The organism is Photobacterium kagoshimensis (assembly GCF_050337045.1).
Lineage (GTDB): Bacteria > Pseudomonadota > Gammaproteobacteria > Enterobacterales > Vibrionaceae > Photobacterium > Photobacterium kagoshimensis.
This window is the reverse complement of the sequence record NZ_JAKJSO010000008.1, coordinates 311,180-323,715: the sequence shown is the minus strand read 5'-3', so window position 1 is coordinate 323,715 and position 12,536 is coordinate 311,180. Positions and strand designations below refer to the sequence as shown.

13 protein-coding genes are annotated in these 12,536 nt (G+C 41.7%); 7 read left to right on the top strand and 6 right to left on the bottom strand.

Annotated elements, in window-relative coordinates; translation table 11 throughout:
- Window positions 1–137 precede the first annotated feature (137 nt).
- The gene (locus L4C35_RS02035) at window positions 138–395 is read left to right on the top strand and encodes a type II toxin-antitoxin system Phd/YefM family antitoxin (protein ID WP_428461313.1); all 258 of its coding nucleotides are present in this window, start codon (window positions 138–140) and stop codon (window positions 393–395) included.
- Window positions 383–685 (top strand): type II toxin-antitoxin system RelE/ParE family toxin, encoded by a 303-nt coding sequence (locus L4C35_RS02030; protein WP_428461312.1) that lies wholly within the window; start codon window positions 383–385, stop codon window positions 683–685. The genes L4C35_RS02035 and L4C35_RS02030 overlap by 13 nt, the downstream gene beginning before the upstream one ends.
- A 125-nt stretch (window positions 686–810) precedes the next feature.
- On the opposite strand, the gene L4C35_RS02025 is transcribed toward L4C35_RS02030, so the two are convergent.
- Both L4C35_RS02025 and L4C35_RS02020 read right to left on the bottom strand, forming a co-directional pair.
- Complete coding sequence (locus L4C35_RS02025; RefSeq protein ID WP_428461311.1) at window positions 811–2,115, bottom strand: inosine/guanosine kinase; 1,305 nt, start codon at window positions 2,113–2,115, stop codon at window positions 811–813.
- A gap of 352 nt (window positions 2,116–2,467) precedes the next feature.
- Window positions 2,468–3,163, bottom strand: coding sequence for a DUF2786 domain-containing protein (locus L4C35_RS02020; RefSeq protein ID WP_428461310.1), 696 nt, complete (start codon window positions 3,161–3,163; stop codon window positions 2,468–2,470).
- Window positions 3,164–3,341: 178 nt separating this feature from the next.
- Here L4C35_RS02020 and L4C35_RS02015 point away from each other — a divergent pair, with 178 nt between their 5' ends.
- Window positions 3,342–4,316: a hypothetical protein gene (locus tag L4C35_RS02015; RefSeq protein WP_428461549.1), complete on the top strand. Its 975-nt coding sequence runs from the start codon at window positions 3,342–3,344 to the stop codon at window positions 4,314–4,316.
- A gap of 110 nt (window positions 4,317–4,426) precedes the next feature.
- On the opposite strand, the gene L4C35_RS02010 is transcribed toward L4C35_RS02015, so the two are convergent.
- Together L4C35_RS02010 and L4C35_RS02005 are read right to left on the bottom strand one after the other, a co-directional pair.
- Complete coding sequence (locus L4C35_RS02010; protein ID WP_428461309.1) at window positions 4,427–4,870, bottom strand: DUF411 domain-containing protein; 444 nt, start codon at window positions 4,868–4,870, stop codon at window positions 4,427–4,429.
- A 204-nt stretch (window positions 4,871–5,074) separates the two neighbouring features.
- Window positions 5,075–5,431, bottom strand: a complete 357-nt coding sequence (locus L4C35_RS02005; protein WP_428461308.1) for a hypothetical protein — start codon at window positions 5,429–5,431, stop codon at window positions 5,075–5,077.
- A gap of 420 nt (window positions 5,432–5,851) precedes the next feature.
- Between L4C35_RS02005 and L4C35_RS02000 the strand changes: the two genes are divergently transcribed.
- The 4 genes from L4C35_RS02000 (at window position 5,852) to L4C35_RS01985 (ending at window position 10,691) form a co-directional block, all read left to right on the top strand.
- A complete protein-coding gene (locus L4C35_RS02000; RefSeq protein WP_428461307.1) occupies window positions 5,852–7,561 on the top strand; it encodes a chitinase in 1,710 nt (569 codons plus the stop codon).
- Window positions 7,562–7,901: 340 nt separating this feature from the next.
- On the top strand, window positions 7,902–8,267 hold the full coding sequence (locus L4C35_RS01995) for an XRE family transcriptional regulator (protein WP_428461306.1): 366 nt from the start codon (window positions 7,902–7,904) through the stop codon (window positions 8,265–8,267).
- 519 nt (window positions 8,268–8,786) lie between these two features.
- On the top strand, window positions 8,787–9,203 hold the full coding sequence (locus L4C35_RS01990) for a hypothetical protein (RefSeq protein ID WP_428461305.1): 417 nt from the start codon (window positions 8,787–8,789) through the stop codon (window positions 9,201–9,203).
- Between the two features lie 369 nt (window positions 9,204–9,572).
- Window positions 9,573–10,691, top strand: a complete 1,119-nt coding sequence (locus tag L4C35_RS01985) for a porin (RefSeq protein WP_428461304.1) — start codon at window positions 9,573–9,575, stop codon at window positions 10,689–10,691.
- A 152-nt stretch (window positions 10,692–10,843) separates the two neighbouring features.
- Here L4C35_RS01985 and L4C35_RS01980 read toward each other — a convergent pair whose 3' ends face one another.
- Both L4C35_RS01980 and L4C35_RS01975 read right to left on the bottom strand, forming a co-directional pair.
- Window positions 10,844–11,686 (bottom strand): pirin family protein, encoded by an 843-nt coding sequence (locus tag L4C35_RS01980; RefSeq protein WP_428461303.1) that lies wholly within the window; start codon window positions 11,684–11,686, stop codon window positions 10,844–10,846.
- Window positions 11,687–11,807: 121 nt separating this feature from the next.
- Window positions 11,808–12,413, bottom strand: coding sequence for a DNA-J related domain-containing protein (locus tag L4C35_RS01975; RefSeq protein ID WP_428461302.1), 606 nt, complete (start codon window positions 12,411–12,413; stop codon window positions 11,808–11,810).
- Window positions 12,414–12,536: the final 123 nt, after the last annotated feature.

Here is a 12,536-nt window from a genome sequence, read left to right as displayed (position 1 = left end):
CATCAGTTAAATGAAAAACGATGTAATTGCATTTTAGTTTAAGCCTAGTTTCAGCTAATAGCTACGGCATGCATGGTGCTTGATATAGCCAAAGTGATAGAATAGTATCACTTTAATATTCTTTTGGAGCAGCTCTTATGAAAATAGAACTCGTCACCTCGCTGAAGCGTCAAGCAACTAAGATCCTCTCCGAGCTTCACGACACTAAAGAGCCTGTATTAATTACCGAACACGGTAAGCCATCAGCATATTTAGTCGATGTGGATGATTACGAGTTTATGCAAAACCGTTTGGCAATTCTTGAGGGTATTGCGCGAGGGGAACGTGCGTTAGCTGACGGTAAAGTTGTTACTCACGCAGAAGCCAAGGGCAAAATGTCAAAATGGCTGAGTTAATCTGGACTGAGCCGGCGTTATCCGATCTCAATGATATAGCTGAATACATCGCACTTGAAAATGTCGTCGCTGCAAAACAGTTGGTTCAAACCATCTTCTCTAAAGTTGAACGTCTAGAGGCTTTTCCTGAGTCTGGGCGTATTCCACCTGAACTAGAATATCTAGATTACCGTGAAGTTGTCGTTAATCCATGCCGTATTTTCTATAAGCAAGACGGTGAAAAAGTATTTATTCTGTTTGTTATGCGCGTAGAAAGAGATTTACGAAAGTTCGTGTTGAGTAAGCAATAATCTTTAGAACTGAGTGGTTATAAACCGTTCAACAGTGATGTGCGATGTATAGCGTATTATCTATACAAAAAACGGAGCATGAGCTCCGTTTTAAGTCTATTGATGATCTTGCTAAGAAGTGGGAATTAACGTTCCCAGTAATCTTCTTTCAGACAGTCTTCACGCTCTGGTAGACCACGTGATAGGCGAGGAGCGTGCTGTGTTAGCACTTCGTAGCTTACACGGTTAGAGTAGCGACAGATTTGTGAGAATGATGAGTAAGACAAGAACTCAGCTTGGTGCTTAGATGAATTTGGCACGTTCGCTTTGTGGAAGCCATTAGCAGACATATCGTGCAGTAATGCAGATAGCGCAGCATCACCAGCACCATTGGTATTTTTGATTTCAACAGGGCCACCTAGGTAAGGTGCAATGTGTGAGTAAACACGCAGTGGTTTCACACAATCTGATTTACGCATAGGACGGCTAAATTCGTATTTGTTGAATTCGGCAATTTGGCCAGGAAGAAGCGGGTGAGTAGACTCACGCTTTAATTCATCTTCCGTGTAGCCTGCCATGTACAAGCCTACCGGGCCAGCAGTACATAGCACCATATCAACCCACTCAAGTGCTTTGTCAGCAGCTAATAGTGGATCTTTCTCACCTGTTAGGGCTTCACCTTCTTCTTCGTTCATTGCTACACAAGTAACGTGCTCTTTTAAGAACTCAATCCACCATTCTTTTTTATCTTCGATCACGTATTTCGTGCCAAGTGTTAGAACAACAGGCACGTTGTGTTTTTTAGCAAATTCGATAGCACGTAATGCGGCATCTTTCATTGGGTCGGTTGGTTTACCGCGCACAAGGTAAGATGAAAGCACTAAAGCTGCCGCATTTTCAAATGCGCACTCAGGGATGCTATCTGGACGAAGTTGGTTCATATCACCTTCGTTGATTGCAAACGTACGTTCGCCATCTTCAGTGATAAGGGTGTAGCAGCGACCAATTGGGCCATCAACAGGTTGTAAGTAATCTAAGTCCATACGGCTAGATGTATTACATAGGTAGCGGTAAGCATAAGAACCGATTTTTAGGTCTTTGCTCATTACACCTAACAAAATTGATTTATCATCAGCTAAAACAGAGTAGTTATGTAGGGTGTTACCTATGGTATCACCTGGGTACTCGTGGCTGATAAGGTTACGCGCTTTCAGTTCTTCGTAAAGCAATTCAGCTTTATCTTGGTCAAGAACAAGCGAGTGTCCTTTACTCAAGGAATGGCGAGCCAGAAACTCGTCATCAACACGTGCTTCAATATCAACAATGGTTTGACCAACGCCTACAATGTGTGCGCGAGCAAGTGGATTTTCTTGTTGAATTTGAGCCATTAATGGATCGCGGGCATTGACTGGGAAGTAATGCTTTGACTTACGCTGACCAGGAAATTTCATGCTGTAGTAAAGGCTATTTGTTTGGGGGATTTTGATTCGATTCTATCACAGAAATAAAATAAACAACCGTTTTCATCACAAACTAATGACAAAAAGGTGCCTTACGACTCTTTTTTAATCGACATGGGTCACATTTATTGAGCTTGTGAACGAAGGATGGTGCTTCAAGGTGAGCAAACTGCGCTGATGATATTGAATTTTGTTCTTTCTCATCGGTGGAACAGTGTGAGCTTAACGGATGTAGTTTGTCCGTTCTAGAATAGGAAAATAGCCCAGAAAAAGAGAGAAAAGGAGAGTCAATGAGAGAAAATCACCTGAAAAATAGTGAGTTCAGGTGATTATCGAAGTTAGATTAGTCGAGTAACAGCTTCTCTGTTGGGCGGCTACCATCGACAGGACGGTTAACTGAGATGCTACGGCCTTTCTTCATGCCTTTTTCGTAATCGTCCGTGATTCCTTTCATCGCTTCTTGAAGCTGCTGTTTGAAAGTTTCGCGGTCGATATTTTCAAATTCTTTATCAATATAGTTGGTAAGGCGTTGTTCATGATCATCATTAGAGCTTAAAACAGGCAGCTTCTCTAATGCCCCCTCTAGCCAACCTGCAAGGAAAGATGACACGCGGCGTGTGACTTCACTCGAACTTGCGCCAGTACCTGCAAAACTATTACGGAATTGCCCCGTTTGTTGGTTCATTTCACGGTAAACAATATCAAAGGCGAACGCAGCAAAAATAGCACGCTCAGCCACACCGATAAATTCAGCTTCTTTGAGCCCTTTGTAGTTTGTTAACACACATTCCACGCCGAAACGGCGGTTAATACCACGGATGATTTTAAGAATCTGTGGGCTAACATCACTAGGTAATAGGGTTTTACTTTTGGTTTTACCCATTTTGATGAATTCAACATCGTCTTTGTCTAAGCCGTACTTCAACATCAGGCGGTGAGCCATGCGAATGGCCTGTGCGGCCTCGTTGACGTTGGCAGAGTTACCAAGCTCTAAGCATTTAGCAATTTTTTTCAGTGCTTTTCGCTTATTTTCAGACATTCAATCACACTCACTATAAAACGGGGGACGTATTTTAACTGTTTTTGCGTGAAATTTCAGAGAAAATTTTCGTCAAATAGGAAGGTGTGATGTTCATTGGCTTGAGGAAACCGTGAAGGCTGAGCATAATGCGTCTATAACGTTAGATATAACCAATGGCGCAAGTGCAGATATTTTTATGACAGACCATTATCAGTCAATCGATGTACCTTTCAATTATCGCCATACCTGCTGGTTTTGCGGTGAACCTTATTTTGAATCGTTTGGGTTTATGCCATCGCCTAACTATGAGCACCAAGAACACCCGCTGATGTTGCCATGTTGTCAGGAGTGTTTTACTAGTTGTAAATCAATCAAGGTCAGTAGCTTAGATTTATTCCGCGATAAAGTGAAAGAGCAGCTTCATAAGCGCTATGCCAAACACTTACAAATCGGTGTGAATTGGACAAAAGAAGAACTCGAAGATTGCGAATTTGAAGGCAAAGCGTTAGAAGGTTTTCGTGAAAGTGCGTGGTCGATGTTTGAGATCGCTAAAGAGCGCGTTAATTATCAAGGTTGGCCTGTGAGCATAGATGGTATTCCGGTTGCAGGCATGACCAATGTTTTTCAGTTTGAATTTGACGGCATTTGTTACACAGGGCTAAACCATGCTGTGCAGCAGTTGGCATTGAAACATGGCATTCCGCAACCTTATTTAGAAAAAGTTGTTGAGCTGGTTGGCCGCAGTAAAATGGCGTATGCCTTGCGATTTTGTAAAACCTCTTATGGGTATTCTGATGCACAAATTGCAGCCAGTTTAGATAGCTTAAAAGCGCTTTTAGCAGAAGAAGCCGTTAATGAGTCAATGGTGGATAAGCCTGCTGTTGCGCCGACGCGATCACGCGAATTTTCGATAAGTGAAATTCATGATTTGATTTTGTATCGGACACAAATTTCAGCTTATGCGATTCAATGGGCACTGGAGCGAGGGATTGACACCTTGCACAAACTTGCCATTCAAGAAGATGCATTCTTCGAACACTTTGCAAAAGACTCAGAAATGGTCGCTTTCACGTATTTTAATGGTTTACAGATCTACTTAGAAAAGCGGGAAACTGATCCGTTATGGGCGGAGCAGGAAGATCCAAATCGTGAGCTATTTGCGCGTTTGTAGCATGTCGTTTTAATGGATAGTCGAAGAATAGTAAAACGCCCAGCATTGCTGGGCGTTGTCGTCTTAGTTTTTGTCTGTGCGCAGTGTTACTTATGGTCTGCGTGTATTATTTATTGGTTGTGGCGAGCCCAAACCATGGTTTTACCATTCTTATCGAAAGCTAAAACTTCAAATGCTTGTTTGGTATCGCCTTGCTCCATACCTGGTGAGCCAATTGGCATGCCTGGTACAGTTAGACCAATCATGCGCTGCGGTTTTTCTGCTAAAAATCGCTTAATGTCTTCAGCTGGGACATGACCTTCAAAGGTATAACCGTCGATTTGGGCTGTATGACATGACGCAAGTTCAGGCTGTAAGCCCAGTTTAATTTTAATGGGTGTCATTTCTGCTGTTTTCACTACATCTAAGTCAAAGCCATTTTCTTCCATGTGTTCAACCCATGCGCCACAACAACCACAGTACGGAGACTGATAGTTCGTGCCTTGGATAGCTTTAGCCATAGAGAAAGAGCTGAAAGTCAGCAGTGATAGGGCAACTAAACGTGATAATTTCATGGTAACTCCTAATCGTCCCGATCCCATCTTTGCTTTTTCTGCACAATGCTAATTTAGCGAAATAATGGAATTGGTATTGTTCAATTTTTCTATTCGTTTTCGTGAAATAGAAGGTATATAAATCAGTAATAGTGCAGCTGGTTTTACGCATGCTGCGAAAGTCTATTGTGGAAAAAGTACACAGTAGTATTGGTATAGATTGATTTATACGAGAACGGGAGGCCGTAAAATACGCTCTGAATAATTGAACAGTTGACTGACAGGATCGCCATAGTTGTGGCTATCTGTCATTGTCGACACCGTTAATTGGTGTGCGAACAAAATGGCAGAAGCTGTTGTCGAATGACAATCACTGTTTTGGCAAGTTGTTTTTGAATCACCATCACTGTTCATCGACATACAGTGCGATTGCTGCATCATTTCTGCGCTACAACAATTATCGATTGTATGCACTTGAGCTGTGTTATTGACGATGACAGAAGCGCTTGCCGATAGTGGCAAGAAGGTCATCAGCAGGGCTGCGATAACCCACTGAGATATGAAACGGTTGAATTGTTTCATATTTCGCTCCTGTTAGTTATGGTGATTGGATACAGTGAATTATACGTGTGTTTTTGTGTTTAGAAAGGTAATTATGATGAGAATTGATAATTGCCAAAACTATTGAGTTTATCTATTCGTTAGTTTACTCGTCTGTTTTAGTGAAATGATACGATGACTAACTCAGACCGAGCTTCCATTCTCTGCTGTAACGTGCAAGACAATGACCGAATTGATCAGATATCGTTCTCAGAATGAATTTCTTTTTTCGTGTTTATAATCAAGTGGCGAGTTAGCGATTTATCCTTAGTGAATGTTAGAAAAATATAAGTGTTTATATAGCTGCTTAGCTAGCAATACATCTTTGTTTTTTTAGCAAGAAACGACATAGATTCTAAGTATCACTTAAATACAGCGTCTATATAAAAAGGATTTACTCTAATGACTAAACTGAAACACCTTACCCTGTTAGTGGGTTGTAGCCTCGTTGCAAGTAGCTTTATCGCAAGTGCTCATGCAATGAATATCCAACCCGATCCCCTTAACCCAACTGGCTATATTATTTCGCGCGCCGATGTTGAAGCGGTCGAAAAGACAAAAACGTCTAACCCTATGTATGGGGTATGGGCACAAGCATTACGTACCTTACCCAATGTTCAAGTTGAAGCGATTGAGCCTGGCTTAGCAACCAACCCTGTGAATGTGAAGCGCGCAGAACGTGTTTTCCCTTACGCGGAGTGGGATTTCCTAACTAAGATGGCAGCCCCTGAATATACCTATACTCGTTTCTTACGAGCAATCGGTAAATTTCCCGCATTTTGTGGTGATTATACTGATGGTCGAAACGCAGATGCTATTTGTAAGAAGTCTATCGTAACGGCCTTCGCGCACTTTGCTCAAGAAACAGGTGGGCACATAGCGAAAGATAACCATTGGGATAACCCATTGGGGCTGGAAGAGTGGCAGCAAGCCCTAGTACACGTGCGTGAGATGGGGTGGTCAGAAGGTCAAGTGGGTTATACCACGGGCTGTGGTCAGAATGATTGGCAAAATAAGAAATGGCCATGTGCCGCGGGGCAAGGTTATTTTGGACGCGGTGCTAAACAGCTCTCTTATCATTTTAACTACGGTGCATTTTCTGAAGTCATGTACGATGGTGACGCAAGTGTACTATTGAACAATCCTGGACTAGTCGCTGACTCTTGGTTGAACTTAGCATCAGCCATTTGGTTCTTTTTAACACCTCAAGCGCCTAAACCCGCCATGTTGCATGTCATTGACCGTACTTGGACACCTTCACAACGTGAAATTGATGCGGGTATAGGTTACGGTTTTGGTACCACAATTAATGTCATTAATGGTGGTATCGAATGTGGTGCACAAAACAAAGATAAAGGTCAGCCTGTTAATCGTATTCGTTACTGGGAAGGTTTATCGTCGTATTACCAAATTCCGATTGAAGCAGATGAAGCTAATACGTGCTGGCAGCAAACACCTTATGGTAGCTTAAACCTTAATGGTGCAACAGATGTGCTATACACCAACTGGGACGGTAACTGGAAATACTATGCGGATCGTCCTGAAGGGTTCTCGTTTGAGTGTTCATTAGTGGGCTTCCAAACGGCATATTCTGCGTTAGTCGCAGGTGATTACGAGAAGTGTGTAACTAACTTATATGAATCACATGCAAGTTGGCCTGAAGTACGAGTTGTCGATAAGCTAGACCCTCAGCCGCCTAAACCAGGTCCAGATCCAACTCCTGGAGAGTTTACACCATGGGTACCAGGTGCAACCAAGGTGAGTAATGGCGATCAAGTCATTTATCAAAATAAGTGTTTTGTCGCCAAAAACAACCCTGGTGTTTGGGATACACCAACACAGCCAAATTGGTTCTGGGATAGCATTCCATGTGGTTCGACGCCTGAGCCTACACCAGACCCAAAGCCTGAACCGACACCAGACCCTAAACCTGAACCAACGCCCGATCCCACACCGGGCAAGTACGTACAGTGGCAAGCTGGCGTTACTCAGGTAGCCAATGGCGAAAAAGTCGCAAATGCTGGTAAATGTTTCATTGCTAAAAACAATCCTGGCGTTTGGGAAACCCCAACAGCTTCGAATTGGTTTTGGCTTGAAGAAGGGTGCAAATAAGGCTTACCCGGTCTGATAATTTCCACAGGATTGAGTAGAAAAACAAAGCAGCTTTAAACTGAGTTTAAAGCTGCTTTCTTATTGGTTTTTCTGGTCGAAAATGAGGCAGGAGAGTTGCAAAGTAATCATTGATACATTTTGTCATGATTTATTTCACGTTAAATAGCAAGGAGCCCTCAAGCCTCACGTTACGCTGACATTCGCGGGTGATCTATCGGTTTTAATACCTAAGTGCGTTAACCGACACAGCGGTATTTGTTCAAGATGAACTAAGTACAGAGTTAATAATAATTAGTCACTATAGATGAAGCCAATGGCTTAAGCGCGGCAGGAATTTGGGATGCAATACACAGAAGAAGATCAACAAATATTACATGACACATGGATGAGCTATAAAGCAAAAATGCGTGTGACGCAGATTGAAATGGCAAAAAAACTCGGTATGAGTCAGTTGGTTTTTTCCGATATCTTACGAGGAAAGCTGCCTTTAGAGCATAAGTTCGTGAATCAATTTTGTGATTTTATTGGCGTTGACCCTTTATTAACACTTCCTTCGTTGCGTAAAAACATCGGAAGCACTAACAATAGCAGTGTATTGCTTACTAATCGCTTTATTTTAGATGGTGAAATACGCAATGTACGTTACAGTGGTAATCAATTGATTGTTGAATACGAGCACGGTGCAACAGAAACGACAGCTTGTTAAAAAACTATCATCAACCCTATTATAGGGACATTTTTATTACTATAAGGCGCTTGGTAACTATTATCGGGCGTTTTTTTGTTTTTAACGCAAAATACCAAAGATACCAACCGAAATAAGCATCTGATCAGTCTACGGGTTAAAACCACTGCTCCAGTAGTTTTCAACGCTCTCAAGTGTCGATATGTGACGCTTTCTACTTTTGTTAATCATAAAGCAAAAAATCTGGAATGGTGAAATTGTGCATTAATTGAGCTGTTTTGCGTTATGGTTAAACAAAATGCTTAGGTTTTATGTTAAATTAACTATTAATTTGAAAGTTTGTTTGGGTATAATTAAAAAAATAATTACTATCTGTGTCGTACTATAAATATCGAAATAATAATTAGGTCTTGATTTATTACCACGTGAAATGGCTATGTTGATTGTAGGGTTAAATAACTTTAATTTATTATTTGTGATGATGTTTAAGATGTTTGCAAATAAATTTTAACGAAGGATGGGTAACAGCCCTGTGTATATATGATTTATGATGTTAGTAAAATTCTTGGTGTTGAACCGGTAGGTGATTTAGAGAAAGCTGCTGAAAGTATAAATAAAGCAGAAAAACGCTTTTTAGATCTTAAGCCTAAGGTTGAAAAACATGTTGGGATTATGTGTTTTATTTATGACCGTAACCAAAACCCAATATATAAGTCTATTTTAGATCCGGAACGCGAATCACCAACCGGGAGTGACGTTAAAAAGGTAGTCGATAGTTTAAGTATGTCTAAGGCTGAGATCGCACGTGTACTAGGTGTTAGCCCTAAAGGCAATACAACGCTCAATCGTTGGATTAATTCAGGTTCCGAAAAGAGCACAATCCCATATGCTGCTTGGCGTTTGTTATGTGCTTATGCCGGTTTTTCTATCGATTTGAGATTAGAGCGTAATAAATAATTACGAACGTATTAACTTCCCTTGATGTGATTTGTCATATTTCACACCGCTTTATAGATACTCACTATCATGTATAGAGGATAAGAGTTGGTGGCTTTAAGGTTCTGATTTTATTTTTCTTTTTATGGTTTTGTAGAAGAATGGTAATTTTGTACTAGTTTGCTATTACATTCTGTATTTAGATCTGTTAACTTGTTTTCTCCTTAGAGATTAAAGCTATTTATTTAAGTGGCTTATATTGTTCATAACCAAATTAGTTGTCGCAATTAATTACTTCTAGGTTACGGGTTGCAGTTAGCGAATAAATGCAATTAGCAGAAAGTTACTTGAACTTAATTAGAACCATCATTCAGAAGAAGTTGTAATAGAATGAAATTAAAACTATCAGCAGTATTGATTCCAACCGTTTTATTAGCAGGCCAAGCATCTGCTTTCACCGTTTATGAAGACGATCAGACGACATTCGATGTTGGTGGCGTATTTGTTTTAGATGCCTTTCAACCAAAGTGGGGGGATGACGAAATTTTTTCAGCAGCCCGTAGTATCTTAAATTTTGGTTTTGAACGTCAGTTAACCACGACCACTAGCATTGATGCAAAGCTTGAGTGGGATCAGTTTCTTAACTCGCCAACATCAGGAAATTCAAACTTCCGAAATCGCTTAGGTTATGTGACAGTCAAAAATGATGCGCTTGGTAGCTTACGCTTTGGTAAACAATGGTCGGCGTACCACGACGTTGCCCGTTACATGGATAATATGGTCATCATCGACCCGGATGCGACACCGATTTATTCTGAAGGTACAGATGGTGGATTTGCGGCGACAGGTCGTGGTGATAACTTAGCGGCATACCGCTATAGCAAAGATGGCCTGAATGTTTCTGCACACTACGGCTTTACTAGCACAGGTGAGACTGGTGATTATAAAGATGCTCAGAACGAGCCTAAATCTCAGCAGGTTAAGCGAGATCATAACATGGCGGTATCAAGCAGTTATGATTTTGACTTCGGATTGAGCTTAGGTGTTGCTTACCTAGAAAACAAAGTCAGTGTCGAGAGTGGCGCTGTGAACGGTCTTGAAACGGGCGATAAGCAAACCGCGACAACTTTTGGCGGCCAATATGTGCGTGGTGGCTTGAAGGTGGCGACAGCTTATACCAAGGGTGAAAAAATTCATAAAGCGGGTCTACTAGGGTCTAGTTCAGGTCGTGATGCTGAGTGGGCAGATGCTGATGCGTCTGATGTGTATGCACATTACGTGTTTGAATCGGGCTTTCGACCATTTGCTTATGCATCTAATGTAAACTTCACAGAAGATGCTCGCGGTATTAATGGTGAGCGCCAAGTGTATGCATTAGGTTTAGCTTACTCGTTTACGCCAGAAACGATCCTAACGTTCGAAGCGAAGCAAAATAAATTGAATGAGTTCAATGCCGACTCTAGAAAAACAGACAATGGCGGCGGTTTTAATTTCGCCTACTCGTTCTAATTTTTGCTAACTTTTCTCTCTTGAAGTGACTTTACCCAGAAAGAACGCTTAGTTAGTGAGATTGGTATTACTAAGCCCTCATGTTGAATGAAGTAACGTGAGGGCTTTTTATGATGGTGAAATAGAGCGCGAGTGCTGATGATTCGGTATTTCTACTTAATGAAAGCACCATTTTGATAATCTTCAACAGCTTGGTTAATCTCGTCCATGCTGTTCATTACAAAGGGACCATAATGTACGACAGGTTCATCGATTATGGTGCCTGCCAGTATTAAAACACCACTTTGTTCATTGGCTGTTATTGCTAAACTTTCGCCTGTTGATAGCAAGGCTAATTGCCCTTGTGCTATGGAAACATCATCAATACGGATTTCTCCTTGATACACATACAACATGGCTTGAAAATCAGGATTTAAACATGCTTGCAATTGCGCATTATGGCCAGCTTGCCAGTCTGCAACGGTGAGAGGCACACCTGTTTGCTGTAATGGCCCTGTGAGCGTATCCCCCCCAATAGTGAGATCACCGGCAATGACACGAATCAGGCCGTTGTTACTAAGTTGCTTTTCGGTAATCACATCAGCCTGAAAATCGTGATACTGAGGCTCTTGCATTTTCTTCGATGCGGGTAAGTTAATCCATATCTGAAAGCCATGTAGCTGCTCATTTGCCATGATTGGCATTTCGCTATGAACAATACCTTTACCAGCCGACATCCATTGCGCGCCACCACTGCGAAGTTCGCCGATATTGCCTAAATGATCTTTATGCTGAAAATGGCCATTGAGCATATAAGTTAAGGTTTCTAGCCCGCGATGAGGGTGAGGAGGAAAACCACCTATATAGTCATCGGGTGAGAACGACTTGAGTTCATCAATCATAAGAAAAGGGCTGAAATGTGGATTATCAAAGCCATGAATGCGCTGAATACGAACCTTGTCACCATCCGATGACGGATGCGATTTAATAATTTGGTTAACTGTTCGGTAGGCCATAACTGCTCCCCCTGACTCTTTATTTAGTTTATAGAGAGTGTAGGTGTCGTAGCTAGCAACGAAAAGAGGGTAGATGCGAACAGCTTGTTCTAAAAATTCGAATGATAGCCAAAGGGGACCTTTACTGCAGCCGCTGCCATGCTTCACAAATCGCTCTAAATTTAATAGCATCGCCAGTCGGTCTATCTGGGTGCCAGCGTAGAGCAAGCTTTCGCCATTGTTTACGGATTTGCTGTGGCGTGGCGTCGATAGGTAACTCAAACAAAGCGAGATCTTCTGGACGAGCATTTGCGATGCTGATTTCAGCTTCTTGATGGCCGATATGATCTTGGTAGCGTCGCCAGAAAGAGGAAAGCAGAGATTTTATCGTATCACTGTCGGCATTGTAATTTGCCCAATCTAAATAGTAGCTGCGTAGCGGATCATCAATATCAATGGTGTTATCCGCTGAGTGCATGTTGGGCATTAAACAGATGTCCATCGCATGAGCTTGTAGCCACTGTTTAGGTAACAGCATCTCTTGCAGTTGATAGAGCGCATTCATTAGAAGGAAGTTGCGCTTGAATAGGTCTTTATCAGGGTCATCATCTAGCTTAGACCAAATGCCTTGCTGTTTTAATTCCTCTGACAGCGTATGGATCATCCAACCGTTGGGCTGGTGCTGAAGGATAGAGATCATCGGCCAAATTAGCGGGTTGTCATATTCTGAGTACTGATCAATCTGCATAAATGTTCTTCTTATTTATTCTTGTGTCTCTCTGACTAGTATCGATTCGCTTACAAACGGTATCGCAATCTACATTGTCACTTAGGTATTACTCTAGCAGAGTTGTGCTTTCCTCTGATAATG

Excerpts from the sequence above, each read along its gene's own strand:
- L4C35_RS02025 (WP_428461311.1), bottom strand. The coding sequence starts at position 2,115 with ATGAAATTTCCTGGTCAGCGTAAGTCAAAGCATTACTTCCCAGTCAAT.
- L4C35_RS02035 (WP_428461313.1), top strand. The coding sequence starts at position 138 with ATGAAAATAGAACTCGTCACCTCGCTGAAGCGTCAAGCAACTAAGATC.
- L4C35_RS01985 (WP_428461304.1), top strand. The coding sequence starts at position 9,573 with ATGAAATTAAAACTATCAGCAGTATTGATTCCAACCGTTTTATTAGCA.
- L4C35_RS01990 (WP_428461305.1), top strand. The coding sequence starts at position 8,787 with ATGATTTATGATGTTAGTAAAATTCTTGGTGTTGAACCGGTAGGTGAT.
- L4C35_RS01975 (WP_428461302.1), bottom strand. The coding sequence starts at position 12,413 with ATGCAGATTGATCAGTACTCAGAATATGACAACCCGCTAATTTGGCCG.
- L4C35_RS02010 (WP_428461309.1), bottom strand. The coding sequence starts at position 4,870 with ATGAAATTATCACGTTTAGTTGCCCTATCACTGCTGACTTTCAGCTCT.
- L4C35_RS02030 (WP_428461312.1), top strand. The coding sequence starts at position 383 with ATGGCTGAGTTAATCTGGACTGAGCCGGCGTTATCCGATCTCAATGAT.
- L4C35_RS02015 (WP_428461549.1), top strand. The coding sequence starts at position 3,342 with ATGACAGACCATTATCAGTCAATCGATGTACCTTTCAATTATCGCCAT.
- L4C35_RS01980 (WP_428461303.1), bottom strand. The coding sequence starts at position 11,686 with ATGGCCTACCGAACAGTTAACCAAATTATTAAATCGCATCCGTCATCG.
- L4C35_RS02020 (WP_428461310.1), bottom strand. The coding sequence starts at position 3,163 with ATGTCTGAAAATAAGCGAAAAGCACTGAAAAAAATTGCTAAATGCTTA.
- L4C35_RS01995 (WP_428461306.1), top strand. The coding sequence starts at position 7,902 with ATGCAATACACAGAAGAAGATCAACAAATATTACATGACACATGGATG.
- L4C35_RS02005 (WP_428461308.1), bottom strand. The coding sequence starts at position 5,431 with ATGAAACAATTCAACCGTTTCATATCTCAGTGGGTTATCGCAGCCCTG.
- L4C35_RS02000 (WP_428461307.1), top strand. The coding sequence starts at position 5,852 with ATGACTAAACTGAAACACCTTACCCTGTTAGTGGGTTGTAGCCTCGTT.